19 protein-coding genes and 6 tRNA genes are annotated in these 26873 nt (G+C 70.5%); 17 read left to right on the top strand and 8 right to left on the bottom strand.

The annotated features are described in order from the left end of the window. The first annotated feature begins 17 nt into the window (after positions 1-17). From AB0I32_RS01860 to AB0I32_RS01840, 5 genes are all read left to right on the top strand, one after another. Entirely contained in the window at positions 18-974 is a 957-nt protein-coding gene (locus tag AB0I32_RS01860) for a family 43 glycosylhydrolase (RefSeq protein WP_357502260.1), read from the top strand. After that, positions 971-3166, top strand: a complete 2196-nt coding sequence (locus AB0I32_RS01855; protein ID WP_357502258.1) for a glycoside hydrolase family 36 protein — start codon at positions 971-973, stop codon at positions 3164-3166. The genes AB0I32_RS01860 and AB0I32_RS01855 overlap by 4 nt, the downstream gene beginning before the upstream one ends. Beyond that, positions 3163-4866: a family 43 glycosylhydrolase gene (locus AB0I32_RS01850; RefSeq protein WP_357502256.1), complete on the top strand. Its 1704-nt coding sequence runs from the start codon at positions 3163-3165 to the stop codon at positions 4864-4866. The genes AB0I32_RS01855 and AB0I32_RS01850 overlap by 4 nt, the downstream gene beginning before the upstream one ends. A gap of 256 nt (positions 4867-5122) precedes the next feature. Then, positions 5123-8698, top strand: a complete 3576-nt coding sequence (locus AB0I32_RS01845) for a discoidin domain-containing protein (RefSeq protein WP_357502254.1) — start codon at positions 5123-5125, stop codon at positions 8696-8698. A 56-nt stretch (positions 8699-8754) separates the two neighbouring features. Beyond that, entirely contained in the window at positions 8755-10020 is a 1266-nt protein-coding gene (locus tag AB0I32_RS01840) for an alginate lyase family protein (RefSeq protein ID WP_357502252.1), read from the top strand. Positions 10021-10030: 10 nt separating this feature from the next. Here AB0I32_RS01840 and AB0I32_RS01835 read toward each other — a convergent pair whose 3' ends face one another. Further along, a complete protein-coding gene (locus tag AB0I32_RS01835) occupies positions 10031-11137 on the bottom strand; it encodes a chorismate-binding protein (RefSeq protein ID WP_357502250.1) in 1107 nt (368 codons plus the stop codon). A gap of 190 nt (positions 11138-11327) precedes the next feature. Between AB0I32_RS01835 and AB0I32_RS01830 the strand changes: the two genes are divergently transcribed. The 3 genes from AB0I32_RS01830 (at position 11328) to AB0I32_RS01820 (ending at position 11626) form a co-directional block, all read left to right on the top strand. Continuing rightward, positions 11328-11399 (top strand) — tRNA-Gly (locus AB0I32_RS01830). 68 nt (positions 11400-11467) lie between these two features. Beyond that, a tRNA-Cys gene (locus AB0I32_RS01825) sits at positions 11468-11538 on the top strand. 13 nt (positions 11539-11551) lie between these two features. Further along, a tRNA-Val gene (locus tag AB0I32_RS01820) sits at positions 11552-11626 on the top strand. A 239-nt stretch (positions 11627-11865) separates the two neighbouring features. On the opposite strand, the gene AB0I32_RS01815 is transcribed toward AB0I32_RS01820, so the two are convergent. Genes AB0I32_RS01815 through AB0I32_RS01805 form a run of 3 tightly spaced genes read right to left on the bottom strand, consistent with a single transcriptional unit; the run spans position 11866 to position 14904 of the window. Continuing rightward, positions 11866-12729: a PHP domain-containing protein gene (locus AB0I32_RS01815; RefSeq protein ID WP_357502248.1), complete on the bottom strand. Its 864-nt coding sequence runs from the start codon at positions 12727-12729 to the stop codon at positions 11866-11868. A gap of 30 nt (positions 12730-12759) precedes the next feature. Continuing rightward, the gene (locus AB0I32_RS01810; protein ID WP_357502245.1) at positions 12760-13671 is read right to left on the bottom strand and encodes a DUF2797 domain-containing protein; all 912 of its coding nucleotides are present in this window, start codon (positions 13669-13671) and stop codon (positions 12760-12762) included. A 12-nt stretch (positions 13672-13683) separates the two neighbouring features. Next, positions 13684-14904, bottom strand: a complete 1221-nt coding sequence (locus AB0I32_RS01805) for a DUF6236 family protein (RefSeq protein WP_357502243.1) — start codon at positions 14902-14904, stop codon at positions 13684-13686. A gap of 86 nt (positions 14905-14990) precedes the next feature. On the opposite strand from AB0I32_RS01805, the gene AB0I32_RS01800 reads away from it, so the two are divergent. Next, on the top strand, positions 14991-15710 hold the full coding sequence (locus tag AB0I32_RS01800) for a helix-turn-helix transcriptional regulator (protein WP_357502241.1): 720 nt from the start codon (positions 14991-14993) through the stop codon (positions 15708-15710). 92 nt (positions 15711-15802) lie between these two features. Then, positions 15803-17131, top strand: a complete 1329-nt coding sequence (locus AB0I32_RS01795; protein WP_357502239.1) for an MFS transporter — start codon at positions 15803-15805, stop codon at positions 17129-17131. A gap of 35 nt (positions 17132-17166) precedes the next feature. Here AB0I32_RS01795 and AB0I32_RS01790 read toward each other — a convergent pair whose 3' ends face one another. Together AB0I32_RS01790 and AB0I32_RS01785 are read right to left on the bottom strand one after the other, a co-directional pair. Further along, positions 17167-17733 (bottom strand): dihydrofolate reductase family protein, encoded by a 567-nt coding sequence (locus AB0I32_RS01790; RefSeq protein ID WP_357502237.1) that lies wholly within the window; start codon positions 17731-17733, stop codon positions 17167-17169. Between the two features lie 83 nt (positions 17734-17816). Continuing rightward, positions 17817-18215 (bottom strand): PPOX class F420-dependent oxidoreductase, encoded by a 399-nt coding sequence (locus tag AB0I32_RS01785; RefSeq protein ID WP_357502235.1) that lies wholly within the window; start codon positions 18213-18215, stop codon positions 17817-17819. Positions 18216-18366: 151 nt separating this feature from the next. Here AB0I32_RS01785 and AB0I32_RS01780 point away from each other — a divergent pair. The 3 genes from AB0I32_RS01780 (at position 18367) to AB0I32_RS01770 (ending at position 18610) form a co-directional block, all read left to right on the top strand. Continuing rightward, positions 18367-18438 (top strand) — tRNA-Gly (locus AB0I32_RS01780). A 25-nt stretch (positions 18439-18463) separates the two neighbouring features. After that, positions 18464-18534 (top strand) — tRNA-Cys (locus AB0I32_RS01775). A gap of 1 nt (position 18535) precedes the next feature. Beyond that, a tRNA-Val gene (locus AB0I32_RS01770) sits at positions 18536-18610 on the top strand. A 91-nt stretch (positions 18611-18701) separates the two neighbouring features. Here the strand turns inward: AB0I32_RS01770 and AB0I32_RS01765 are convergent. Next, positions 18702-19280 (bottom strand): TetR/AcrR family transcriptional regulator, encoded by a 579-nt coding sequence (locus AB0I32_RS01765; RefSeq protein ID WP_357502233.1) that lies wholly within the window; start codon positions 19278-19280, stop codon positions 18702-18704. A 97-nt stretch (positions 19281-19377) separates the two neighbouring features. Here AB0I32_RS01765 and AB0I32_RS01760 point away from each other — a divergent pair, with 97 nt between their 5' ends. After that, positions 19378-20430: an aldo/keto reductase gene (locus AB0I32_RS01760; protein WP_357502231.1), complete on the top strand. Its 1053-nt coding sequence runs from the start codon at positions 19378-19380 to the stop codon at positions 20428-20430. Positions 20431-20435: 5 nt separating this feature from the next. Next, positions 20436-21146, top strand: a complete 711-nt coding sequence (locus AB0I32_RS01755) for a DUF998 domain-containing protein (RefSeq protein WP_357502684.1) — start codon at positions 20436-20438, stop codon at positions 21144-21146. 63 nt (positions 21147-21209) lie between these two features. Here AB0I32_RS01755 and AB0I32_RS01750 read toward each other — a convergent pair whose 3' ends face one another. Then, positions 21210-22220 (bottom strand): NADP-dependent oxidoreductase, encoded by a 1011-nt coding sequence (locus AB0I32_RS01750; RefSeq protein ID WP_357502229.1) that lies wholly within the window; start codon positions 22218-22220, stop codon positions 21210-21212. Between the two features lie 87 nt (positions 22221-22307). On the opposite strand from AB0I32_RS01750, the gene AB0I32_RS01745 reads away from it, so the two are divergent. Together AB0I32_RS01745 and AB0I32_RS01740 are read left to right on the top strand one after the other, a co-directional pair. Next, positions 22308-22913, top strand: coding sequence for a TetR/AcrR family transcriptional regulator (locus AB0I32_RS01745; RefSeq protein WP_357502227.1), 606 nt, complete (start codon positions 22308-22310; stop codon positions 22911-22913). A gap of 210 nt (positions 22914-23123) precedes the next feature. Then, entirely contained in the window at positions 23124-26861 is a 3738-nt protein-coding gene (locus AB0I32_RS01740) for an Ig-like domain-containing protein (protein ID WP_357502225.1), read from the top strand. Positions 26862-26873 lie beyond the last annotated feature (12 nt).

Genomic DNA, 26873 nt, shown 5'->3' with positions numbered 1-26873 from the left:
CACCTGAGGAGATCTGAGTGCCTACCCAGCCGCGCGCCCCACGGGGCGTCATCGCGCCAGGAAAGCTCTTCGTCGACGACCAGGGCGCCGTCGCCCAGCTGCACGGCGTCGGCATCCAGCGGTTCGGCGACCTGTTCTACGCCTGGGGCGAGGACAAGACGAACGCAGGCACGTTCGGGGGAGTGGCCTGCTACTCGTCGCCCGACCTCGCGACCTGGACCGCGCACGGGCACGCCCTGCCCGTCTCGCCCGACGTCCCCGACCTCGCCCCCGGGCGCGTGATCGAGCGCCCCAAGGTGCTGCGCAACCCCGCCGGGACGTACGTGATGTTCCTGCACGTCGAGTCCGCCGACTACGCCTACGCCCGCGTGGGCTGGGCCGTGGCCGACAAGCCCGAGGGTCCGTACACCTACCTGCGCAGCGAGCGCCCGCTCGGCCACATCAGCCGCGACATCGGCGTCTTCGCGGACGACGACGGCACCGGGTACCTGCTGTCCGAGGACCGGGAGCACGGCCTGCACGTCTACCGGCTCACTGCCGACTACCTGGCGGTTGAGGAGATCGTGTCGACCACGCTCACGCCGCCGAGCGACCACCCGGCGGGCCCGCACGGCTACGAGTCGCCTGCCCTGGTGAAGGTGGACGGCCTGTACTACCTGTTCGGGTCCGACCTGACGGGCTGGTCCACGAACGACAACAAGGTGGCGACGGCGCCGTCGCCCGCCGGGCCGTGGAGCGACTGGGCGGACTTCGCGCCCCCGGGCACTGCCACGTTCGACTCGCAGACCTCCACGATCGTCACCGTGCAGGGTTCCCTGACCACCAGCCACGTCTACGTGGGCGACCGGTGGGACCGGGACGACCTGTACCACTCCGCGCCCGTCTGGCTGCCCGTGCGGATCGCCGACGGCGCCGCCCGGCTCGAGTGGCGCGACACCTGGACCATCGACCCCACGACGGGAGTGATCGCATGACCGTGACCCTTCCGGGCCTCGAGGACGACACCGAGCAGCGGATCGAGTGGGGCAACGACGTCGTCCGCGTGGCGATAGCGCACGGCCCGCATACCGCGCCGCGGCTCGTGGCGCTGTGGCACGTGGACGAGGGGCGGCCGGACCTGACGGGACTGCGCCGCTCCGCGCTCCCCGTGCTGGAGGTCGCTGTGCTGGGTGACGGCCGCTCCGGCACGTCCGGCAAGCGGCACGTGGACGGCGCCGCGGCGCAGCGGATGCGGCTCGTCGGCACGGAGGAGGAGGCGGCCGAGGGTCCGGAGGGCGGACCCGTCCGGCGTCTCCTGCTGCACCTGGACGACGCCGAGTCGGGCCTGCGCGCCACCGTGCACTACGAGCTCGCCGACACGATCCCCGTGCTGCGGACCTGGGCGGAGCTGTCGGCCGACCGCGAGCTGGTGCTCGACCACGTCACCACCGGCGTCGTCTCCGGGCTCGGCCACGCGGCCCGCTGGGAGACCGAGCTTGCGGTGTGGGAGGCGGCCAACCCCTGGAGCGGCGAGTTCCGCTGGCGCCGGTCCACGCTCGCCGAACGCGGCCTGTACGACGTCGGCATGGTGCGGTTCGGCCAGGTCGGCTCGAAGAACCGGATCAGCCTCACCTCGACCGGTGCCTGGTCCACCTCCGAGCACCTGCCCATGGGTCTGGTCGAGGACACCCGCACCGGTCGACTGCTGGCCTGGCAGGTCGAGACCAGCGGCGCCTGGCACACCGAGCTCGGCGACCGGTACGACGACGTCTACCTCGCCGCCATGGGCCCGACCGCGCACGAGCACCAGTGGGCCGACCGGCTCGCACCAGGCTCGTCGTTCCTGAGCGTCCCGGTGAGTCTCGCGGTCGTCCCCGGTGCGGCGGCCGGAGTCGAGGCGACCCTGGATGCCATGGGCGCCGCGCTCACCGCGCACCGCCGTCGGACCCGGCGGCCCCACCCCGACCACGACACCCTGCCCGTCGTCTACAACGACTTCCTGAACACCCTGATGTCCGACCCGACCACCGACCGCGAGCTGCCGCTCATCGAGGCCGCCGCGGACCTCGGCGCCGAGTACTACGTGATCGACGCCGGCTGGTACGACGACGAGAACGGCGGCTGGTGGGACTCCGTCGGCCAGTGGGAACCCTCGACCACCCGGTTCCCCGACGGCGGTCTCGGCGGCCTCATCGACCGGATCCGCGATCACGGCATGCGGCCCGGCCTCTGGCTCGAACCCGAGGTCGTCGGCGTACGCAGCCCCGTCGCGCACACCCTCCCCGAGGAGGCGTTCTTCCAGCGCCACGGCCACCGCGTCGCGGAATGGGGGCGCTACCAGCTCGACCTGCGCCATCCCGCCGCACGCGAACACCTCGACTCGGTGGTCGACCGGCTTATCAGCACCTTCGGGCTCGCCTACCTCAAGCTCGACCACAACGTCGACATCGGCCCCGGGACCGACGCCGGCACCGGCGAGGCCCCCGGAACCGGGCTCCTGGAGCACGGCCGCGCCTTCCTCGACTGGGCGGGCGCCGTCATGGACCGCCACCCCGGCCTGGTCATCGAGGCCTGCGCGGCCGGCGGATCGCGCACCGACGCGGCCACCGGCAGCGTCTTCCCCGTCCAGTCCGTCACCGACCAGCAGGACTACCGGGCCACCCCGCCCATCGCAGCCGCCGCGCCCCTCGCCCTCCCGCCCGAGCAGGCAGGGGTCTGGGCCTGCGTCGACGGCACCATGGACCGCGAACAGCTCGCCTTCTCCCTGGTCACGGCACTGCTCGGTCGTGTGCACCTGACCGGCCGCGTCGACACGCTCGACGCCGACCAGCGCACCGTCGTCCGGGAGGCGCTCGCGGCCTACCGGGCGGTGCGCTCCGCCGTCGGCCGGTCGATGCCGGTGTGGCCGCTCGGCCTGCCGGGCTGGCGCGACCCCTGGATCGTCCAGGGTGCGCGCGACGGCGACCACCTCTACCTCGCGGTCTGGCGCCGGGGCGCCTCGGACGACGGTGCGCCGGACACCTTGCGGGTGCCGCTGCCCGGCCGGGCAGCGGACGAGGCGGTGGAGGTGCTGTACCCGCGCTGGGGCGGCGAGTCGGTGGTCGTGGCCGACGACGGGCAGGCGCTCGAGCTCAAGCTCCCTGGCCTGACCTCGGCGCGCCTGCTGCGCGTCCGGGTGGCCTCGTGAGCGGCGCGGTGGCTGGTCCGGTCCGGACGGCGGTCAATCCAGTGGTGCGCGGCTTCGCCCCGGACCCGTCGGTGATCCGCGTGGGGGACTGGTACTACCTCGCGACCAGCTCGTTCGAGTGGTTCCCCACCATTCCGCTGTACCGCTCGCGGAACCTCGCGGACTGGGAGCCCGCCGGGGCGGTCGACACCGCCGTCCCCGGCCGGTCGCTGCTCGGGGTGCCCGACTCGGGCGGGATCTGGGCGCCCGCCCTGAGCCACGCGGACGGGGTGTTCTGGGTCGTGTACTCGATCGTCCGCTCGGTCGGCACGCGGCACTTCGACCTGGAGACCTACCTCTGCACGGCGCCCGCGGTCGGCGGCCCGTGGTCGGAGCCCGTGCGCCTGCCCGGCCACGGGTTCGACCCGTCGCTGCTGCACCACGAGGGGCGGCACTACCTGCTGAACCTGCAGAACGACTCGCGCGTCGGCGGACGGCGGTTCGACGGGATAGTGCTCACCGAGCTGGAGGTCCCGCCGGCCGACGGCGGGCCGGACCTTTCTTCCGTGCGTGCCGTGGGCCCGGCTCGGCTGCTGCTGCAGCGGGACAACCTGGTCGAGGGACCCAAGATCACCGTCAAGGACGGCTGGTTCTACCTGCTGCTCGCCGAGGGCGGGACCGGCGTCGAACACGGGGTGCTGGTCGCGCGGAGCCGGTCGCTGACCGGGCCCTACGAGGTGGACGACGTTCCGCTGCTCACCTCTCGGGACGACCCGGCGGTCCCGCTGCAGAAGGCCGGGCACGGCGAGCTGGTCCAGGCGGCGTGGGGCGAGTGGTACCTGACGCACCTGGCATCCCGGCCGCTGCAGACACCGGCCGGGCCGCGGAACACGCTCGGCCGCGAGACGGCGGTGCAGCGGATCGTCTGGACGGACGGCTGGCCGCGGCTTGCGCAGGGCGGCTGGCACCCGGCGACCGAGGTGGAGGTGCCGGAGGTGGCTGCTGCTGGTCTCGAAACGCCCGGCCGGCGGGACGGCGTCGACCCACGGGGCGGTCTCGACGTCGCGCCCTTGTGGCCCTGGTCGACGCTGCGGGAGCCCGCGGGGGAGTGGGTGGAGCCCGTGCCAGGCCGGCCGGGCACGCTCCGGCTGCGCGGCCGGCAGTCCGCCGAGTCGCTGTGGGAGCAGTCGCTGCTGGCCCGGCGGCTGACCGAGCACCACGCCGAGGTCGAGGTCACGGTCGACGCCGACCCCACGACGTTCACCCGGTCCGCGGGGCTGGTGCTCTGGTACGGCACGACGTCGCACTACCAGCTCCACGTGACCTGGGCCGAACCCGAGGGCGAGCCCCAGGCAGGGCAGCAGTGGGCAGGGGGCCAGGGCCGGCGCGTGCTGGTCCTGACTCACGGCCACCCGGACGGCGCGCGGGTGCTGGACACCGTCGACGTAGCGGACGGCCCGGTCCGCTTGCGCGCCCAGATCGACGGTGCCACGGCGCGGCTGTGGTCGGCGAGCGTCGACGGGCCGTGGACGCGGGTCGGGCCGGACGTGGACTTCAGCGAGCTGTCCGACGACTTCGGCCCGCGCCTGCGGTTCACCGGCGCGCTGGTGGGGATCAGCGCGGTCGACCTCGTCGAGGGCGCCTTCACCGCAGACTTCTCGGACTGGGCCCTGCGGGCCTTCCCACGCCCGGAGTGGACCGGACCGGCTGGCCTGAGCTGACGTCTCGTCGAGCATGCAGTTGCTGCCAGTCCGACGCCGGATCTGGCAGCAACTGCATGCTGACGAACCTCGGTCCGATCGGCCGGCCCTGTGCCGACCCTCGTGGTGCCGGGTCGACGCACCAACCCCTTGTGCTGTCCGGTACGTCGGGATAACGTATTCCCGGGATAACGATATCCCGACTCACAACGAGGTGACGACGGTGCGGCCACGGGCCGCGCTCGGCCCGCAGAGCTGCGGCCGTGGAGGGAACACGATGAGGCAACGCACATCCAGGCTGCGCTCGAGAGCCACCGCACTCCTCGCCATGGCGGCCGTCGTGGTCGCCGGCCTGGTCCCGGCGTCCGCCGCGGTGGCCGACGACGTCGGCGGCGACGCTCCGCTCCCGGCCGGCTGGACCGCCGGCCAGCCGGTCGAGATCCGCAGGACGGTGAGCGACGCCGGGTTCGCCCACCCCGGCGTCGGCCTGACCGCGGACAATCTCGAGAACATGCGGACCCAGGTGCTCGCAGACGTCGAGCCGTGGGCCAGCTACTACGACGCGATGACGCAGACCAGGTACGCGGCGCTGGACTTCCGGGCCTCGATCCAGGGCCCGACCGACGACCAGCCGACCGCCACCGCGTACGACACCGCGAGCATGCGCAGCCGCCAGCACGCCGACAGCATCGGCGCGATGACGCAGGCCCTGATGTACGTCGTGACGGGCGACGAGAGGTATCGAGCCAACGCGCTGCACGTGATCCGCACGTGGTCCAGCCTCGACCCGGCCAGGTACAAGTACTTCCCCGACGCCCACATCCACACCGGCGTTCCGCTCTACCAGACCCTGGTCGCCGCCGAGATCATCCGTTCCACCGAGCCGGCACAGGACGAGCTCGACGGTTACGACCTGCGCTGGACCGAACGCGACCAGCAGCGGATCGAGGACAACCTCGTCCGCCCGGTGCTCGACACGTTCCTCTACTCCCAGAACCGCCTGTGGAACCAGCACCTGTACGGCGTGATCGGCATGGTGTCCGCGGCGATCTTCCTCGACGACGCCGAGCTGTATGCCGAACGCGTCGAGTGGTTCACCGTCAACGCGGGCTACGAGAGCGAGCACACGATCAACGGCGGCGACGTCAACGGCTCGCTGGCCTCGCTCTTCCGCGTCATCGACTCCGACGACCCGCTCAACCCGTACGGCAAGGACTTCGTCCAGCACCTGGAGATGGGCCGCGACCAGGCGCACGCCGAGGGCGACGTCGACCTCCTGGCAGCCCTCGCCCGGATCGTGCACAACCAGGGCACCGAGATCGACCCCGCCGACGGGACGGTCTCGACCGCGCCGGACGCCGTCAGCCCGTACGAGTTCCTGGACAACCGGATCCTCGAAGGAGGCGACGTCTTCGCCGCCTACATGATGGGCGAGGAGCCGCCGTACATCGACACCTCCGGCGGGTCGGGCAAGCTCTCCGAGGCCTACCGCGGCCGCCTGCGTGAGCCGCTCAACGAGCTGTACTACCAGTACGAGTACGTCGCGGGCGTGGACGTCGAGGCAGAAGCACCATTCGTCGCCGAGCTGCACGAGCACGGCGACGGGCCGCTGTACCGCTACGGCACCGGGGTCTCGAACTTCTGGAACGAGGCCGGCTCGGATTACACCGGCGCCGAGTACTGGGTGGCGTTCCCGCCGGAACTCGCTGAGGACAACGTGACCGTGCCGTCGGCCGGCGACGGTCCGGAGCTCCCGCTGGAGCGGTTCGGCCACACCCTCGGCAGGGGCGCCAAGCAGCGCATCGACGACGCCGGCGAGAGCTTCGTCCGGCTGGACGCCAGGAGGGACGACGCCGAGGTGGCCGTGCGCCGCGTGGTCTACCCCGACCGCAGCCGCACCGCGCTCGTCGGGGTGCGCCTCCGCACCCAGGGCACCGCGGCCCTCGAGGTCTCGAGGACCGCGCACGGCGAGCCGTTCACCACCGTCCGGCTCCCCGATACGCACGGGCGGTGGCGGTACGTCTGGTTCGACGTCGCCTCGGCCAAGGTGCCGAACGCCGGGGCCAACCTCGTGGTGCTCCGTGCGACCGGAGGCCGCACCCACGTCGACGTCGAGAGCCTGCTCGCCGACGCCAACGGGACGCTCGCCCCGCCCATCTTCGGCGACGGCGCGGCGCTGGACGCCGTTGCGGTGGCCGGGGAGCCCTACACCAGGGACCTTCGTGTGACGGATCCCGACGGCGGCTTCTCGCTGACGCTCCAGGATGCACCCCGCGGCGCGAAGGTCTCCGCGGACGGCACGTTCACGTGGACGCCGGACGGCAGGCGGCGCGGCGAGGACCTCGTCGTCGTCGCCTCCGACGACGAGGCAGACACCGCACTGCCCGTGTCGCTCACCGTCGCGCCGGACCGGGCGGGCGCGGTGGACGCGCTCCTGGACGGGCTGACGGAACCGGAGGCCTACACGACTGCGAGCTGGACGCCGGTCGCCTCGGCGCGAGCCGCTGCGCTGGACGCCGTCGACGGCTCTGGCCCAGCGGAGTTCGGCGCCCTGCTCGAGGACCTGCGGCTCGCTGTCGCCGACCTGGAGCTGCTCGGCCCGCGCCTGCCGGACGGCACGCTCGACTTCTCCCGCATCGTCACGTCGGCCCAGCTCACGCCGAACACCCTCCTGGCGCTGACTGACGGGGACAGCCAGTCCACCTGGGGCGACCTGCGGGTGCCGAGCGTCGTGCTCGACCTCGGTCCGGGCTACCGCGTCCGGGTCGACGGCTTCGGGTTCCTCGCCCGGGACACGTTCCCCAACCGGGCCGAGGGCACCAACGTCTACGGGTCGTCCGACGGCGAGGCCTGGACGCTGCTGACCGAGCACCCCAACGCGGGCGACGACACGAACATCGAGCAGGTCGCGGTGCGCGCGGCGGAGCGCGACAAGGAGTTCCGGTACCTCAAGCTCCAGATCGACGAGCCCGGCGCGCCGACCGACCCGGCGTACCCGGCCGTCATCTGGACCCTCGCGGACTTCCGGATCGACGGCGAACGGACCGAGGCGGACCTCGATCTGCTGCTCGCCGAGGCGGAGGCCGCCGACCTGTCGGGCTGGTCCCGTGGCTCGGCGGTCCTGTTCACCCGGGAGATCGAGGCGGTCCGCACCGCCGCGGTTCCGGGAGCGGACGACAAGGCGCTCGCGCAGCGGGTCCTCAAGGCCTGGGACCTGCTCGAACGGCCGACGCCGGAACTCGCCTCCGTCGCGCGTGAGTGGGTCACCGCGAGCACGCCGTCGTGGGACGGGCGCCTGGACGCGGCAGCCAACGGCTGGGCGATGTTCGACGGCGACCCGGCCACCTTCACCGACACGAAGCAGGCCAGCGGCTGGGTCCAGGTCGTTCCCGGCGACGGCACCGTCTTCCACGTCGAGTCCGTGCGGTACCTGCCCCGGTCCACCCACGTGAGCCGCGCCGAGGGGATCCAGCTCCAGGGATCCACCGACGGCGGCCGGACCTGGCAGACGTTCGCCACCATCAAGGGCGCGACGGCGGGCTGGAACCAGGTCGACCTGTCCGAGCCCGTCGACACGGGCGCGATCCGTGTCCTGGCCACCTCCGGCAGCACCAACCTGGCTGAGGTCGCGCTCGTCACCAGCACGGTGGACACCTCGGGGCTCGACCTGTACCTGGCTGAGACCGCGGACCTGGTCGCCGCAGACTGGACGGCGTCGTCCTGGGAGCGGCTCGACGCCGCCCGCGAGGCGGGGCTCGCGCTCCGCTCGGCAGGCGCTGCCCCCGACCAGGAGGAGGTGGACGCCACCACCGACGAGCTCGCCGCGGCCGTTGCCGCGCTCGAGGCGGGCTGAGCTCCGGCCAGCCGGCACCTATGTCCGTTGTCAATGACGACAGAACGGAAACCACGATGACCGCACGTGAAGAACACCCGAACACCGGGGCGGACGGCGCCTCGCGCCGGGCCTTCCTCGCCGGATCCTCCCTGGCGGTGCTGGCCGGCCTCTCCGGCAGCGCGCTGGCGGCGACGTCGGCGTCCGCCGCACCGGCGAGCCCCGCCGTCGTGCTCGCCACCCACCCGGGCATGCAGCACTCGGCGGCCCAGCTGACCGCCGCCCGTAACCGCGTCGCCGCAGGCGCCCAGCCGTGGACCGCGGGGTGGGGCCGCCTCGTCGCGAACGGGCGGTCCGCCGCGACGTGGCAGCCGCGCCCGCTCGCCGACGTGATCCGGGGCGGGACCGGCGAGAACTACGCGCAGATGTACCCCGACATCCACGCGGCCTACCAGAACGCGCTGCGGTGGCACGTCTCGGGCTCCGATGCGCACGGCGCGGCGGCGTCGCGGATCCTCAACGCCTGGTCCGGCACCATGCGGACGCTGGGCGGCAACGCGGACCGGTACCTGGCCGCCGGCCTCTACGGGTACCAGTTCGCCAATGCGGCCGAACTCGTACGCAACCGTTCGGACTTCGACCGCGGGCGGTTCGCGAACATGCTGCTGGGCATCTTCCACCCGATGAACGAGCAGTTCCTCACCAGCCACAACAACGCGGTGATCACCAACTACTGGGCCAACTGGGACCTGTGCACCATGAACTCGGTGCTGGCGATCGGGATCTTCACCGACCGTGCGGACCTGGTCCAGCGCGCGGTGGACTACTTCGAGGACGGTGCAGGGAACGGCTCGATCCGGCACGCGGTGCCCTTCGTGCATGACGTCGACGGCGGACTTGGGCAGTGGCAGGAGGCGGGCCGCGACCAGGGGCACACCATGATGGGCATCGGCCAGATGGGCGCCTTCTGCGAGATGGCCTGGAACCAGGGCATCGACTGCTACGGGTACGACAACAACCGGTTCCTCAAGGGCGCGCAGTACGTCGCCAAGTACAACCTCGGGAACGACGTCCCGTTCACCGACTACACGTGGCAGTCCGGGCCGAACACGACCCCGCCGCACGTCGGCTGGTCGACCCACACCCAGGTCAGCTCCGCCAGCCGGGGGCAGCTGCGGCCCGTGTGGGCGTCGGTCCTCGCGCACTACAGCGGGCGGAAGGGCCTGGAGGCGGGCTGGGTGCGTCAGATGGCGGAGCGCGTGCGTCCCGAGGGCGGTGGCGGCGACTACGGCTCGACGTCGGGCGGGTACGACCAGCTCGGGTTCGGCACGCTGATGTACTGATCCGCCGCCGTCACCGGGGCTCCGACGCCAGCGCGACCAGCCGCTCCGCCTTGAGCTCGGTCTCGTGCCACTCCGCGGTCGGGTCGGAGCCCCAGGTGATGCCGGCGCCGGTGCCGAAGCGGAGCACGCCGCCGCTCCCGTCGTCGGCCCACCAGAACGTGCGGATGCCGACGGCGAGGGAGGCCTCGCCGTCGGCCACCCAGCCCACCGCGCCGCAGTACGGGCCGCGGGGGACGGGCTCCAGCTCGCGGATGATCCGCAGCGCGCTCGACTTCGGCGCGCCCGAGACCGAGCCGGGCGGGAACGTGCCGGCCAGCAGGCGGCGCCACAGCGCGCCGGAGCGGACGACGTCGTCCGACAGCGTGCCGCGCACGCGCGAGACCAGGTGCACCAGGCCCGGATGCTCCTCGACCTCCAGCAGCGAGGTGACCGCGACGGTGCCGGGGCGGCACACGGTCTGCAGGTCGTTGCGCACGAGGTCCGTGATCATGACGTTCTCGGCGCGGTCCTTCTCGGTGAGCCCGTCGGGAGTGCGGGCGGTGCCCTTGATCGGGCCGGACTCGACGACGGTCCCGGTCCCTGGCTCGTGCCGCACGGACAGGTAGAGCTCGGGGGAGGCGCTCACCACCCACACCGGATCCAGGCCGGTGGCAGCGGGCACGTGGACGGCAGCGGCATGCGGCGCCGGGTTCCCCGCGGCGAGCCGGGCGGCGAGCGCCCGGGCGTCGGGTTCGTCGCCCGCCTGCCCGACGGCGAGGGGTGCGGACAGCACCCGGCAGATGTTGGCCTGGTAGACGTCGCCTTCGCGGACGTGCTCGCGCACCCGGGAGACGGCGGCCTCGTAGCCGGCCTGGTCCATCGAGGAGGTCCAGGCGTCGGCCGGGGGACCGGTCCAGGTGGTGGCGGGTGGTGCTCCGGCGTCGTGCACGGTGGCGAACCGCCAGGCGCGGGCCTGTCCCGCTGGCCGGGCTCCTGATTCTGAGGCTGCCTCGAAGTCGGCGACGACGAACCAGGTGCCCGTCGCGAGCCGTTCGGGCTCGGCCAGGATGTCGATGCACTCGACCGCGTCCGTCGCGACGCGTCCGGCGAAGCTTGCCCATCCGGTGTCTCCGGTCACGTCGGACAGCGGCGCTGGGGAAGTTCGGCGGGACGGAACCGGGCGAATCGTGCGGTTTGCGGGCGGATGGGCCGGGCTGGGGGACACGGGACAACCGTACGGCGGTGCGACCGATTGGACGGTTAGCCCTCCGGTCGATTAATGTTCAGAACGCCGGAACACCGGGGGAAACCCCAGGATGCCCGGCATCGCGGATGTAGCTCAGTGGTAGAGCATCACCTTGCCAAGGTGAGGGTCGCGGGTTCAAGTCCCGTCATCCGCTCGGAAAAACGCCGCTCTCGTAGATCTTCGGCTGATGAGAGCACGCCAAGGTTGTAGTTTTGGCCGGGCGGTGGGTTGGCCGAGTGGCGAGGCAGCGGTCTGCAAAGCCGTATACACGGGTTCGAATCCCGTACCCACCTCGCACAGCAGCATGGGCGATTGGCGCAGCGGTAGCGCGCTTCCCTGACACGGAAGAGGTCACTGGTTCGATCCCAGTATCGCCCACCATGCACGACAGGCCCTCTGGCTGGCGGAGACGCTGACCAGAGGGCCTTCGCATGTCACCTATTCGTGTCGAACCGGTCTGTGGCGGCCAGTACGGGGTCCGCTGATGTCCATGCGCCCGTGGGTGAGCGCACCAGGAATGCCCGCGAGGCCAGGGCTCCAGGAGCCGCCGAGGACCATTCCCTGCTCGATGGCGAGGTGCCCACCGACGCCCGGGAGCCGAGGTTCCCCAGGCTGTGCCCTCAAAGGGGGCGCGACCTCGCCCACAGCTCTTCCGCCACGCTTCCCGGTCTGAACCCGAAGTGCTCCAGCAACGCCGTGGCCTCGGGAAAGTTCGCCGCGATCGCGTCAGGGGTGTGCGCGTCGCTGCCGAAACTGACCGTCTTACCGCCTTCTTCGACCCACCACTGCGGGATCCACGGCCAGAGTCGTCGCGTGTTCATCTCGAGGGCTCGTCCGCTCTCGGCGATCGACCGCATCGCGGCTCTGAACCCTTCCTCGAACGGGCGCGGATCGAACGGCCCGACAGCTTCGGTAGGCCAGGACCGGGCCGCGTAGTCGATGTGCGTGAAGACCTCGAACACGTCCGACCCGCGCACCATGACGGGGATCTGCTCCAGATAGGCACGCATGACGACCGCCGGGTCGTGCTCGCGGAAGAGCGTCCTCGGTTCCGCGACACCTCCGCCGAGGTCGAGGGTGTGCAGCGAGCCGAGGACACGGTCGATCAGGCTCAGGTCGATGATCCCCGCGGCCTGAGCGTCGAACAGGTGCGGCTGCCCGAACTCCACTCCGGTGCAGATCCGGAGATCGGGGAAGTCGTGGCGCATGCGGTCGATGGCGTCGAAGTAGCCATCCGCGTCGAGCGGGGCGAAGTCGACGCGGCCCGCATCGTTGAGGAGGCCCTGCTGGTGCGGCATCAGGTCCTCGGGCTCGGCGCGCCACGTATCCGGAATGTCGAGGTGCTCGGTGAAGAAGAGCGCCGGCAGCCCGATCTTCACGGCCTGGGCGCAGGTGGCGCGCATGCGTCCGACGGCGTGAGACTGCGGGCCGCCGGTGTCCCACGACCACTCACTGTGAACGTGGCTGTCAGCCGGCAATGTCATGAGCCGATGCTGCCATCGAGCGTCCCGGCATCAGAAGAGGACGTCAGGCTGGGCCTCCGGCGTGGGCCCGGGTCTTGTGACCGGCGCCGTCCGCGCTGTAAGTAGCGCATCATCTTCGGCGCGGTTCAGGGCCCAGCCCTGGAGCAGACCGGTGTCCAGCAAGACGATCCCACCAGGCGTGGACAGGTACATGTCGCGTCCGATCCGGCACACGACTTCACCGTTGATCGTGGCTCCGGCCTGCAAGGGGCCGATCTCGTGGTCGGCGGCGATTCCGCCGTCGGGCAACCCGTACGCGGGGGTGTGATCCACCGGGCCGGCGGTGCTGCGGCTCTGACCGGGCGGCCAATCCAGACCTGCGGCTCGTTCGGCGACGGCGGCAAGCGCTGCCGCGCGGGCCGACGCCGTTCCAGGGGCCAGCCGGGCGCCACGCTTGCGGGCGGTGTGGACCTGCTGGGGTACGCCGAGCGCGGTGGTAAGCAGTGCCTCGCAGCGTCTGGCGGACAGCAGCGTCCCGGCCGACAGGATCATCGAGGACAGCGCGCCCTGTTCCAGCAGCCGGGCTGGGCCGCGCTCGGTCGCGCTGATCCCGACCTTGACCACGCTCCCGTGGTGGGCGAGATAGACGCAGAACTCGCGCGGGTCGTCCAGGACGGTGTCGGTCGCCACCGACCGGGTGCGGGCTATCGCTGCGCAGGAGTCGCACTGCCCCGACTTCGCACCCGGGTCGATCGGTGCGCGGGCGGTGCAGGGCACTCGACGACCGTCCCACCACAGCCCGGTACAGCGCCGGTCCGGTCCGACCGTGAACGACAGGCGTGCTCCGAGATCAACAGCACTGGCCCGTACGTCGCCGGTCGGCGAGAACCACTCCAGTGCCGCACCGGCCTCGGTCCAGGCGAGCCCGGTAGGCCGCCACGCGGGGGCGGGGGTGTCGGTCACGAGGGCCTCCGATCAGTACGTGCCGGCCCAGAGCTTCCTTGCGCGGTTGGCGAGCGTCTTGGGAGTCAGCTGTTCTCGTACTCCGAGGAGGTAGCCGACCTCGGACTCCGTGCGGAGGTTCTTTCGATCGAGTCGTACCCCCGTCCACCATGCAGTGCCGACCACCGCCACGGTCTCGAGGCTCGCTGCGATCACCGGCTGGTCCAGCAAGTTGGTGGCGGCCGTGACGCCAGCCGGAGCCGCGAAGGAGCTCGCCGTCAGCATGGTTCGGGTCGTGGGTAAGCGGAGCAGCGCCAACCCGCGCTCGAGGTCCTGCAGGGGCTTCTTGATGTGCTTCTCGACATGCTCGTTGAACGTCTCGAGCCGACGGTGGTCTACCGGAAGCGATGCGATCTGAGCGAGTTCATCGGCCTGCTTGGCAACGTGGGCACGGAAGGTCTCCAACTCACCCTGCAGCTTTTCCCGGCATTCCAAGATCTTGTCGGGCGAAACCAGTGACAGGTCTGCAGGGGCAGCTGCTTGTACGGAGAGCGCGACGTAGCGGTCGAGACCTTCTCGCGACTGCGGCCGAGACGCCGTTCCCATCAGGAGCTGGAGGGCCTCCGTGACGTCGCGATGCGGTACACCGGACCGCAGATCGTCCTGGTCGGTGATCGGCTGAAAGTTGCCGTGCTCGCTGAACCGGCCAACGAGCGCTGTCATGTACGCGCCGGCCACGGCGGGGTGCAAGCCGATCCACGTCTCGGCCGCAACATGGTTGTACCCGAGCTCCGACCAGGTTGGGTCGTGCTCGCTGTGGATCGCCAGCCTGTCCTTCCGGCCGCGTACCGCCAGCCCATGGTCCACCAGCATCTCCACGGCCCCATGGGGGAACTTGTCGAGGTGCACCCATCCCAGATGTTGGTGCTCCGGCGTGACGAGCAAGCCGCGCCCGGTGTCGTGGTCCACGTGCGCCGGGCCGTCGCCGGGGACGACACGGTAGCGAGTGGCCAGCTCGTCTGCATTGGCCCAAAGGGCCTGGAGGAGGTCGAGCCCGGCGGTCGCGAGGAGGGCCTGTGGGTTCTCGCTGCGCAGTACTTCAGCCTGAGCGAAGGCGCGCGCCGTCGGGGAATCATGGGTCTGATGGCCTCGGGGCACCAGCCGCCCCACAGTCGGCCAGTAGAGCGCCGCCGTCTTGAGCCAGTTGTCGTCGCGGATGTGGATGTAGGGGAAGTACAAGCCGTGCGCCTGCACGATGTCTCCTCGATGCTTGAGTCGGTCCTGGCCAGGTGGCTTGCAAGATCGATGTCCCGAGTCTGCCGCGTAGGATCTCCAACGATATGACCAGGCGCAACGGTGAGGGTGAAGGCGTGGCCGACGGGGCCGTTCCCGCGGTGACAAAGGGCCGCTTCGAGAGCATCGAAGAGGCCTGGTCGGTCCTGGAACCGGTCATGCGCGCCATCGCGTCCGCCGTCGGCGACCATTGCGAGGTCGTGCTGCACGATCTGAGCCAGCGCGACCTGAACCACACGATCTACGCGATCGTCAACGGTCATGTCACCGGGCGGAAGGTCGGCGGGCCGTCCACGAACCTCGGCCTCGAGGTGATGCGCGACGAGGACGCCGAGCACGATGAGTTCGGTTACCCGGGTCGGACGGCGGACGGGCGCGAGCTGCACTCGTCGTCCGTCTACTACCGCGACGCGTCGGGACGGATCATCGCCGCGCTGTGCATCAACATCGACCTGACGCCGTTGCAGACGGCGCAGAACGTCATCAGCGCCCTGCTGCCGTCGGCCGCACCGGAGAAACGTGACCGCGAGCTCCATACGCACGACATCGCGAGCCTGCTCGACACGATGATCGCCGACGCCGTCTCGGCGGTCGGCCGTCCGGTGGCGATGATGGACAAGTCCGACCGGATCGCCGTGCTGCGCACCCTCGACGAGCTGGGCGCCTTCCATGTCAAGCGTTCGGTCGAGACGGTGGCGAAGCGCCTGGGGATCTCCAAGGTCACCGCCTACGCCTACCTCGACCAGATGCGGTCGGAGCGGGGCTGACCTCGCCGGCTCCGCGCCGGCCGCTCAGACTTTTACCTTAACGAAACGTTCGCGGCATAGACGTTGTGTTCAGAAGTCGACATCATCGTCCGATGACGACAACGCCGCTGACCCGCACGCAGAAGCGCACCATCGCCGGTGGCGCGATCGGCACGCTCATGGAGTACTACGACTACTACCTGTACGGCCTGGCCTCGGCCGCGATCTTTCCCGCGGTGTTCTTCACCGGTGAGGACCCGATCGTCGCGCAGCTCTCGTCGTTCGCGACGTTCGCCGTCGGCTTCTTCCTCCGCCCTGTCGGCGGCCTGGTGTTCGGCCACATCGGTGACCGCGTCGGTCGCAAGACCACGCTGATGATCACCGTCGTCGGCATGGGCATCGCCACCGCCGGCATCGGGCTCATCCCGCCGGAGGCGTCGATCGGCATCGTGGCGCCGCTGCTGCTGATCTTCTTCCGCATGTGCCAGGGCTTCTTCGTCGGTGGCGAGATGGGCGGCGCGGCGACGATGGTCGTCGAGCACGCCCCGGTCGGCAGGCGCGGTATGTACGGCGCGTTCCTGATCAGCGGCGCGGGCATCGCGAACGTGGCGTCCGCCGGCCTGATGGCCGGCCTGGGCCTCGGCCCGGAGTCCTGGTTCATGACCTGGGGCTGGCGTATCCCGTTCGTCCTCGGCCTCGTGCTCGCCATCATCGCGATCGTGCTGCGCAGCAAGCTCGAGGAGTCGGAGGAGTTCAAGGACACCAAGCAGGCTCAGGCGAGTGCGGGCGTGAAGAGCAACCCGATCGCCGAGGTCTTCCGGCACCCGAAGAACGCGATCATGGGCATCCTCATCGGCCTGCCGCAGAGCATCGCGGGGTACGTGGTCCTCACGTTCGGCATCGCCTACATGGTGAACCAGAACGACATCCCGGCCTGGCAGGGCTTCGCGGGAACGATGATCGTCGGCCTCCTGCAGATCGTCGTCGCCCCGGCGTACGGCGCGCTGTCCGACCGGATCGGCCGCCGGAAGGTGTACATCGCGGGCTGCGTCGGCTTCGCGGTGCTGGTCTGGCCGACGTTCCTGCTGTTCGACACGAGCAACCTGCTCCTGATCTGGGCCGGCATGATCCTCGGCTTCGTGATCCCCGGCGTGGCCATGCAGGCGACGCTGCAGACCATGCTGGCCGAGATGTTCGACCCGGAGGCCCGCACCACCGGCGTGAACATCGGGTACCAGATCTCCAACACCCTCGGCGGCGGGCTCGCACCCTTCATCTGCACCGCGCTCGTCGCGTTGGTGGGCGGCCAGATCTGGCCCGTGATTGTGTACTGCGCAGTGATCTGCCTGATCGGCGCGATCGCGACCGCCACCGCGACCATCAGTACCGACGGCTCGCGCCTGCACGAGCTGAGGACCGCACCGGTCGCGGCCGACGCGTGACGTCCGGGGGAACCGGGCCCAGCCCCGAAGTTGGCTCAGCCATCGGCCCCCGGCGGCGCGTCCAGCACCGTGGGGATGTACTCCAGCAGCTGGAGCTGCCCGTCGAACAGGTGGTTGTTGACCAGCTCGAGCCTGACGTCCGGGTACCCGTCGAAGATGCGTTCCTTGCCGTTGGCGCCCGTGATGACGGGGAAGACCACCACCCGGAACCGGTCGACGAGGCCGGCCCTGAGCAGCGACCGGCTCAGGCTGAGGCTGCCGATGGTGCGCAGGGGGCGCGGGGAGGTGCGCTTCAGCTCGCGGACGACCTCTACCGCGTCGCCGTCGACCAGCTCGGCGTTGGCCCACGAGAGCGGCGCCTTCAGGGTCGACGAGAACACCACCTTGGGCATGGTGGTCAGGGGATCGTCGGGCATCTTGGCGGCGAACCCGGACATGACCCGGTACGTCGTCGCGCCCATGAGTGTCGTGTGCGACGTCTCGGAGTCCGAGGTGATCCAGTCCAGGTACTCGGGCCCGCCCATGCCCCACAGGCCGGGCCAGTCCTCCGCCGCCGCATAACCGTCGAGCGAGATGATGAAGTCCACCATCAGGTTCGGCATCGGTCTCTCCTTCGTCGGGGAATCTTCCGTACCAGGAGAGACCTGCCGTGTGCGGAGAACTCATCGCTCCGCGCCGTTGACGGCTACTTCGATGCGACGTGCTCGATGCTCATCACCAGGATGACGCGGTCGGCGCTGTCCGGCGGCGGCTGCTGGTCCGGGTTGCCGTAGCGCTTGCCCAGGTGGACGTAGAAGTCGCCCGTCGGGTCCGGGATGACCTCGATCAGCTTGCCGCGGAGCTCGACGTAGCCGAACACGTCCTCGTGGTTGATGATCGCGAGGCTCATCGACGGGTTGTGCTGCAGGTTGCGGTACTTGGCGCGCTTCGTGGTGTGCGTGAAGCGCAGCGTCTCGCCGTCGAAGTCGAACCACATCGGGTTGACCTGGACGGTGTCGTCCGGGCGGATGGTGCCGAGGAACCCGTAGTTCGGCGCCTCCAGGATCGGTAACAGGTGGGCGGGGACGATGTCGGTCGCACTCATACGGCAGAACATAGCCCGCACCTGGGCCCGGAGGCTCCGGAAGACGCGTCGCAGGTGGCGAGCCCATTTCGATTGGACCGGCACACCGTTTGTGAACTACTCTTCCGGAGCGTCACCAACAGGGGCCTGAAAGGGTCCGAGCTGGTGCAACGCGGATGTAGCTCAGTGGTAGAGCATCACCTTGCCAAGGTGAGGGTCGCGGGTTCAAGTCCCGTCATCCGCTCGAACCCATTTTGGTGGGAGAGCACGGTGGGTTGGCCGAGAGGCGAGGCAGCGGCCTGCAAAGCCGTACACACGGGTTCGAATCCCGTACCCACCTCGGGCGATTGGCGCAGCGGTAGCGCGCTTCCCTGACACGGAAGAGGTCACTGGTTCGATCCCAGTATCGCCCACCAGCAAGACGAGGCCCTCTGGCCGGCGGAAACGCCGGCCAGAGGGCCTTCTGCATGTCTGGTGCAGCGGGCGGTCCGGCCCTTCCCGCGACCGTCAGCGGGAAGCCTCGGGCGACGCGATCCCGTCGAACACCATTGCGGTCAGCCTGCGTCCTTGAGCCACGCCGAGCGCGTCGGGTGCCACTCGCCAGAGAAAGCTCATCAGGAGCAGCACGTCGCCGGCGCCCAGGCCGGGGCGGACCGAGCCCTGCTCGACACAGGCGTCCAGCAGCTTGCCGATGGCGGCGGTGACCGGGGCGTAGGTCCGGTTGATGGCGTCCTGGATCGCGGCGTGGTGCAGCGCCTCGCCCAGGCCGTGCTTGACGCGGATGTACGCGGCCAGCATCTCGAACCACTCGATGAAGGCCTCCTTCGCGGGGCGGTCCGCCAGGAGCTCGTCGACCGAGCCGACCAGCTTCTCCACGTCGTGCTGGTACACCGCCAGGATCAGCGCCTCCCGGGTGGGGAAGTGGCGATACAGCGTCCCTGCACCGACGCCCGCCCGCTTCGCCACCTCGTTCAGCGAGGCCGCCGGGTTCGTGGCGAACAGGTCGTGGGCGACCTCAAGGATCGCGGCGCGGTTGCGCTCGGCGGCCTTGCGCTGGGTCCCGTAGGTCGTCGTCTCCTCAGGCACAGACCTCTCCTCCCGTTGACATCCGGAGAACTCTCCGTTAGTTTCGAACTATTGCGGAGAGTTCTCCGCGAGTTGCTACTCTAGCAGGAGGCACCACGTGCGTTACGTGAAGCTCGGCACCACCGGCCTGGACGTGTCCCCGGTCGCGATCGGCGCCATGACCTACGGCGAGCCCGACCGGGGACACCCCGTCTGGTCGCTCGGCGAGGAGCGGGCCCGTCCCCTCATCCGGCACGCGCTCGAAGCCGGCATCAACTTCTTCGACACCGCGAACCTGTACTCCAACGGTTCCAGCGAGGAGATCCTCGGCCGGGCACTGGCCGACTTCGCCGACCGCGACGACGTCGTCATCGCGACCAAGCTGCGTCACCCCATGCGGCCCGGCCCGAACGGCAAGGGCCTGTCGCGCAAGGCGATCATGACCGAGGTCGACCACTCGCTACGCCGCCTGGGCACCGACTACATCGACCTGTACCAGGTCCACCGCAACGACCCCACAACCCCGCTGGAGGAGACGCTCGAAGCGCTGAGCGACCTCGTCAAGGCGGGCAAGGTGCGCTACCTGGGCGCGTCCTCGATGCACGCCTGGGAGCTCGCCAAGGCTCTGCACCTGCAGAAGCAGCACGGCTGGGCCCGGTTCGTCTCGATGCAGGACCACTACAACCTCCTGGCGCGTGAGGAGGAACGCGAGATGATCCCGCTGTGCCTGGACGAGGGTGTCGGCACCGTCATCTGGAGCCCGCTCGGCCGCGGTCGCCTCGCCCGGCCCTGGGACCAGGCCAACGCCACCCACCGGGCCGAGACCGACGGCGCCTACGCCGACCTGCTCTACACGCCCGCACAGGAGGCATCCAACCGCGCGATCATCGACGCCGTGGGGTCCGTCGCCGACGCCCGCGGCGTGAGCCGTGCACAGGTCGCCCTGGCCTGGCTGCACCGCCAGCCGGTGGTCACCGCACCCCTGGTGGGCGCCGGAAGCGTGGGGCAGATCGACGACGCCGTGGCATCCCTCGACCTCGACCTCACCGACGACGAGGTCCGCGCGCTCGAGGGACCGTACACACCCCGGTACGACTTCCAGGGCATCTCCGACGAAGCCGAGCTCGACGCCATCCGCGCTCGCATCCCCGGCATGGCACTGAAGGCGTGAGCACCATGACCTCGATCCTGCGTACCGGACCGGCCGCTCGCCTCGGCGCCGTCCTGCTGCTCGTCGGCCCGCTGGTCAGCTGGGCCGCCGAGCTAGTCACCGCCGCCGCATGGACCAACCCCCGCTACGCGCCCCTGTACAACTGGGTCAGCCACCTGGGTCTGCCCGAACGCGAGACCGCGTTCGGGCAGGCCGCGGACTCCCCGCTGGCCTGGGTCATGAACACCGGCTGGGTGTTCTACGGCGTCGTCCTGATCCTTGGTGCCGCACTGCTCCTGGACCAGCGCAAGGGCTGGCGGCCGATCGCCCTGACGGCGCTCGCGGTGCTCTCCGGCGTCGGGGTGTCGCTCGTCGGCGTCGTGCACGGCTCCACCGAGAACCTCGCCAACGGTCTCGCCGTGTTCCACTTCCTCGGCGCGCAGAGCGTCATCGTCAGCGGCAACGTCTTCGCGTTGGTCGCCGGCGTGTCCGCTCGGCACCTCGGCCTGGACCGCTCCCGCGGGAGAGCCCTCATCGCCCTCGGCGTTCTCGGTCTGATCGGCTTCGTCCTGTTCATGGTGGACGTCCGTGCCGGCATCGAGTGGAACATCGGCCTGTTCGAACGCTGGGCGATCTACCCCATCATGGTCGGGCACGCACTGCTCGGCGCCACCATGCTGACCCGGCAAGCAGCGCGCGTGGTCGACGCGCACGAAGGTGCGGTCCTCGTGCGCTGAAGCGCTGGTGGTCCGATCCCGCCAGGAACCGGGCCATCGGGCACGAGGTCTGCGCCTCCTCGATCAGACGCGGACGAGCATCTTGCCGGTGTTGGCGCCGCGCATCATGTCGAGGAACGCGTCGACCGTGTTCTCGATGCCGTCGGCGATGGTCTCGTCGTAGGAGATCTCTCCGGCGGCGAACCAGGCCGTCATCCGCTCCTGGAACTCGGGGGCGAGGTGGAGGTAGGCGCCGAGGGTGAACCCCTGCAGGGTGAGCCCCCGCGTGATGATGTTGGCCATGTTGTCGGGCCCGGGGGTCTTCCCGGTGGTGTTGTAGACGGCGATGGCCCCGCAGAGCGCGGCACGTCCGCCGTCGTTGAACGCGTCGAGGGCAGCCTCGAGGTGGTCGCCGCCGACGTTGTCGAAGTACACGTCGATCCCGTCGGGCGCGGCTTCGGCGAGCTGGGCGCGCACGTCGCCGTCCTTGTAGTTGAAGGCGGCGTCGTAGCCGTACTTCTCGGTCAGCAGGGCGACCTTCTCGGGTGATCCTGCCGATCCGATGACTCGCTTGGCTCCGAGCAGCTTGGCGATCTGGCCGGCGGCGGTGCCGACGGCGCCGGCCGCGCCGGAGACGAAGACCGTGTCACCCTCCCGCATCCCGGCGATGGCCGTGAGCCCCACGTACGCGGTGAGCCCGGTCATGCCGAGGACGTGCAGGCGCAGCGACAGCGGCACGCCGGGCACGTCGGGGACGACGCGGAAGGTCGAGGCGTCGTCCTGCACCGTGTCGGACCAGCCGTGCTGGTGCAGCACGACGGCCCCGACGGGGACGCCGTCGGCGGCGGACTCGACGACGCGGCCGATCGCACCACCAGGGATGGTCTCGCCGAGCGCGAACGGGGCGACGTAACTGCGCGCGTCGTTCATCCGTCCGCGCATGTACGGGTCGACCGAGACGAACTCGTTGCGCACGCGTACCTGGCCGGGCCGGAGGGCGTCGTGGGCGATGGCGACGGTGCGGAAGCTCTCGTGCGTCGGCCATCCGGTCGGGCGGGAGACGAGCTGGATCTGCGTGCTCATGAACTCGGACATCGACATGCTCCCTCGGGGTGGATCTATTCTGTAACGACTCTTCCAATATATACTGGACCGAGCGTTTCAGAACAACTGGAGGCAGGGATGGCTCGGACGCAGGGCTTCGACCGCGATGTGGTGGTGCGTGCGGCGCGCACCCTGTTCTGGCGTGCCGGGTTCGAGGGCGCCTCGGTCCCGGCCCTGGAAGAGGCGACGGGGCTGAGCCGGTCGAGCATCTACAACACGTTCGGCTCGAAGCGAGGGCTGTTCGACGTCGCAGTGCAGAGCTACCTCGACGAGGTCATCCGGCCGAGGCTGCGCCCTCTGAAGGCTGACGCCGTCGCTCCGGAGGCGGTGCTCACGTACCTGGACGGCCTGCGGGAGGCGTTCACGCGGACCGACTCGATGTCGGCGACCAGCGGCTGCCTGCTCATCAACACCGCCACCGCGCCGGTCGTGCACGACGGCGAGGTGGCGCGCGTCGTCGCCGACTACCGTGACGAGCTGCGCGCGGCGATCGGTCGTGGGGTCGCCGCCTACCTGACCGCTGCCACGCCGGAGGAGCAGGAACGCCTCGCCGACGCGGTCACCGGGCTCTCGATCGGCGCGTTCGCGCTCGTGCGGATCACCCCGGCCGAAGCCGACCGCACGCTCGCCGCCGCTCGGGGCCTGCTCACCGCGGCGCACGACCGGGCGGCGCGCGACCACTGACGCGCCGCCGTCGCGGCGAAGTGATCAATACCGAACAATATCTTGGCGCTTTTCGCCGCTCCCTATAACGTGGCGCCCAGTAGCTGATCTTGAACGATCAGAAACGAACATCGACGTCGATGGCCACCGCGTGCGGTTCGAGGAAGACCTGCACCGCCTCCGCCGTGAGCCCGGCGTCGATCGAACACTTCAACGTGGAAGGGGAGCGCCATGAGACGTAGACGAATGTCGTCAGCCACCATCGCCGGGATGCTCGTGTGCGGCGTGATCGGGTCGTCGCTCGTCGCGGGAGCTGGAGCATCGGCCGCGGAGGCGCCTCGCGCGCCGGAGGTCACCGAGATCACCGTCGACGGGGACGACGTCGCCGCGGACAACGTCAACGGCCTGACCTTCAAGGGCTTCGGCGTGCTCAGCGCCAACAGCACCAGCGCCCTCCTGATGGACTACAAGTCCGAGCAGCCGCGGAAGTACGCGGAGCTGCTGCAGATCCTGTTCGGCGGCGAGCACCCGATCATGCAGCACGTCAAGATCGAGATGGGCGACGACCGCAACAACTCGACCGGTTCGGACGTGGCGACGATGCGCACCGCGGACGAGCCCGCGAACGTGCGCCGCCACCCCGGCTTCCAGCTCGCCGCCGACGCCAAGAAGGTCAACCCCGACCTCAGGGTGTCGATCCTGCGCTGGAACGCCGTGCCCTGGGCGAACACGAACGACAAGATCTACGACTGGTACAAGAACACGATCCTGGCCGCGTACCGCGAGTACGGGTTCATGGTCGACTACGTCAACCCCGGCGTGAACGAGCACACCGCCGACCTGGAGTGGACCAGGGAGTACGCCCAGCGCGTCCGCACCGACGACACGGGTTACGTGAGCGACGACCCGCGGCTCGCCGGCTTCCGCCGCGGTGAGGCGAACCTGTTCCACCGGATCCAGGTGGTCATCTCCGACGAGGTCGGCACCGGCACCTTCGGCGACGAGATGGTCGCCGACGCATCGCTGCGTGACGTCGTGGGCGCCTCCGGCTTCCACTACAACACCGACGACGACGCCGCCGGGAACTTCAAGCGCCTGGCCGACGAGCTCGACGAGGAGGTCTGGAACAGCGAGGCGCAGGCCACGTTCAGCAACTCCTCGTTCCGGCCGAACAACAACACGGCCGACCCGACGGTCGAGGGCACCGGCCTCGGCGGGAGCGGAAGCTCCCTGGAGATGGCGAACACCATCGTCAAGGGCTTCGCCAACTCCCGGCGCACGCACTTCATCTACCAGCCCGCGATCGGCTCGTTCTACGAGGGCGGGCAGTACTCGTACAAGGAGCTCGTGAGCGCTCGCGACCCGTGGTCCGGGTGGATCCACTACGACGCCGGCCTGGCCGCGCTGCAGCACTTCTCGAACTTCGCGGTGACCGGCTGGGAGGACCCGCGCAACCGGTCCGGGATCTGGCGTGCGGTGCCTCAGGCCTCCGCCACCACCGCGACCGGCACCAACCCGGTCAACGGCCGCAACGGCGGCCCGAACTACCTGACGCTCGCGGCCCCCGACCGCTCGGACTTCTCGACGGTGGTCGTCAACGACTCCGAGACGCCGCGGACCTACCGGATCACCCCGGAGGACCTGCACCTCGGGTACAAGCCCCGCCTCGCGGTGTGGGAGACCCGTGCCGCGGAGGACGGCGAGGCCTTCGACGCCCGGTACAAGCAGCACGTCGGCAACGTCTCCGCGGATGCCGACGGCGCCTACAGCGTCACCGTGCAGCCGTACTCGATCACCACCGTGACCTCGCTCGACGTCCGCCGCGACAAGGGCTGGACCACGCCGCTCCCCGTCGAGGGCGAGCGCACGGTGCTCGACGCCGGCGCCACCCGCGAGGCACCGCGGAACGTGCTCTGGTCCGACGACTTCGACTACTCGGACAAGCGCGTGCCCGTCGTCCGCACCGGCGGCGGACTGACCGGCCGGACCGAGGACTTCACCGACTCCCGCGGCGGGGACACCGGCGCGATCCCGCTGTACACGTGGGACCGCAACGGCTCCTTCGAGGCTTATCGGGCCGACGACGGCGAGCGGGTCCTGCGCCAGCAGGTCGACCGCGAGGGCACCGGCGTCGGCGGCGCGTGGAACAACGGCGAGCCGATCACCGCCGTCGGCGACCGGCGCTGGAGCAACTACCGCGCGACCGTCGACGTCCGCTTCGAGCGCGACACCGTGAGCGGCAACTACGCCGCCCTCGGCGCCCGCTCCAGCGGCGGCGACACCTCCCACGACCTCCGTGGCACGCCGTACGCGCTCAAGCTGGCCGTGGACGGCGGCTGGCAGCTCACCCGGCGGGGGACCACCGTCGAGAGCGGCTCCGTCGCGGGCGACGGCTGGGACGGAGCCGCATGGCACGAGCTGTCCGTGCAGGTCGCGGGCGACCGGGTCACCGGCTGGATCGACGGCGCGCAGGTGTTCGCCTGGACGGACGCCACCCCGATCCTGTCGGGCTGGGTGGACCTCGCCAGCGGGTTCCACTGGACGCAGTTCGACAACCTCAAGGTCGAGCGCGTGGCCTCCGATGTGCCGTACTACGGCGAGTACCTCGACGGCCACGAGATGACCGACCTCGACGACCCGGCGGCGACCAAGCTCGTCTATGACGGCAAGTGGGCGCACGCCAACGGCAAGGGCATGTTCGAGTACGGCCGCACGTCGTCGATCAACCAGGCCGACGGCGCCTCCGTGAGCTACACCTTCACGGGCTCCGGGCTGGACGTGCTCGGCCCGAACGACGGGTCCGCACGCCTGGACGTCACGGTCGACGGCGGGCCGGTGGAGCTCAATGCCCGCACCCGCGCGTCCGGCCAGTACCAGCAGGCGTTCGAGCTGCGGGGCCTCGGCTGGGGCGAGCACACGGTGACGCTCACCGTCGCGTCGGGCAAGCTCAACGTCGACGCCGTCGGCGTGGTCTCGGCACCGGCTACCCGGGCGGCCGATGTCCGGGCGCTCGCCGCCGCGCTGGCCGTCGCTGAGGACGTCGAGCGCACCGGCGACTTCACCGACGTCGAGTGGACGGTGCTCCAGAACGGCATCGCGGACGCTCGCGCCGCGGTCGCCGACCCGAGGCGCTACCGGCTCGACGGGCAGGGCGCGGCGGACCTCGCGGCCCGGCTCCGGACGGCGTCCGCGCCGGTCGCGAACCGGATAGCCGACCTCGAGGAGCCCACCGTGGCGACCTACGTCGGCGAGGCTCCCGCCCTGCCCGACACACTCACGGCGGAGCTCACCGACGGCACCGCCCGCGAGGTCCCGGTCGACTGGACCGTCGACCCGGCGGCGTTCGACGAGGCCTGGGCGACGGTCGCCGTCAAGGGTTCCTACGGGCAGGCGTCCGCTACCGCGCACGTCGAGGTGGTGCCGCGGGGGACCGTCGCGTTCGCCGACGTCAACGCGACCAGCGGCGGCGCACTGGGGTACGACTCGCCCGCCTACGCGGCCGTCTCCGGCCTCGTCGGCGACGCGCTCGTGAACAACGCACCCGACCGCGTGCGAGAGAACGGCGCGGCGTGGGGGCACTGGGCGCAGAGCGCTTCGGGGAGCCGGTCGATCAGCTACAAGGGCGTCGTCGCCGGTGCGTACGACAAGACGACGACCACCGGGATGTACACGGCGAACCAGGTGGGGGCCGAGGTGTCCTACACCTTCACGCTGCCCGCCGGCTCGTACACGCTCGCTGCCGGATCGCACTCGTGGTGGCCCGACAGCAGCAGGAGCGCCGACGTCGTGCTCGACCACGACGGCGCGAGCCACCCCGTCGGGACGGTGACCCTGAACTCGGGGAACCCGAGCGAGGTGCTCAGCTACGACGTCGAGCTGGCCGAGCCGGGCCCGGTGACGATCCGCCTCAGGGCGACGAACAACCAGTCGCCGATGCTCTCGTGGGCAGCGGCGGCCACCCGCCCCTGACCGTTGAGTGCT

Source organism: Promicromonospora sp. NPDC050249 (assembly GCF_040656015.1).
In the GTDB taxonomy this organism is placed as follows: Bacteria; Actinomycetota; Actinomycetes; order Actinomycetales; family Cellulomonadaceae; genus Promicromonospora.
Note: the sequence above shows the minus strand (reverse complement) of the source record. Positions and strands in the feature narration are given on the sequence as shown.

What these genes read in the sequence shown, in the direction of transcription:
- AB0I32_RS01800 (WP_357502241.1), top strand. Translation starts at nt 14,991, where the DNA reads ATGACCAGGCGCAACGGTGAGGGTGAAGGCGTGGCCGACGGGGCCGTT.
- AB0I32_RS01815 (WP_357502248.1), bottom strand. Translation starts at nt 12,729, where the DNA reads ATGACATTGCCGGCTGACAGCCACGTTCACAGTGAGTGGTCGTGGGAC.
- AB0I32_RS01745 (WP_357502227.1), top strand. Translation starts at nt 22,308, where the DNA reads ATGGCTCGGACGCAGGGCTTCGACCGCGATGTGGTGGTGCGTGCGGCG.
- AB0I32_RS01755 (WP_357502684.1), top strand. Translation starts at nt 20,436, where the DNA reads ATGACCTCGATCCTGCGTACCGGACCGGCCGCTCGCCTCGGCGCCGTC.
- AB0I32_RS01750 (WP_357502229.1), bottom strand. Translation starts at nt 22,220, where the DNA reads ATGTCCGAGTTCATGAGCACGCAGATCCAGCTCGTCTCCCGCCCGACC.
- AB0I32_RS01795 (WP_357502239.1), top strand. Translation starts at nt 15,803, where the DNA reads ATGACGACAACGCCGCTGACCCGCACGCAGAAGCGCACCATCGCCGGT.
- AB0I32_RS01740 (WP_357502225.1), top strand. Translation starts at nt 23,124, where the DNA reads ATGAGACGTAGACGAATGTCGTCAGCCACCATCGCCGGGATGCTCGTG.
- AB0I32_RS01790 (WP_357502237.1), bottom strand. Translation starts at nt 17,733, where the DNA reads ATGCCGAACCTGATGGTGGACTTCATCATCTCGCTCGACGGTTATGCG.
- AB0I32_RS01785 (WP_357502235.1), bottom strand. Translation starts at nt 18,215, where the DNA reads ATGAGTGCGACCGACATCGTCCCCGCCCACCTGTTACCGATCCTGGAG.
- AB0I32_RS01855 (WP_357502258.1), top strand. Translation starts at nt 971, where the DNA reads ATGACCGTGACCCTTCCGGGCCTCGAGGACGACACCGAGCAGCGGATC.
- AB0I32_RS01840 (WP_357502252.1), top strand. Translation starts at nt 8,755, where the DNA reads ATGACCGCACGTGAAGAACACCCGAACACCGGGGCGGACGGCGCCTCG.
- AB0I32_RS01845 (WP_357502254.1), top strand. Translation starts at nt 5,123, where the DNA reads ATGAGGCAACGCACATCCAGGCTGCGCTCGAGAGCCACCGCACTCCTC.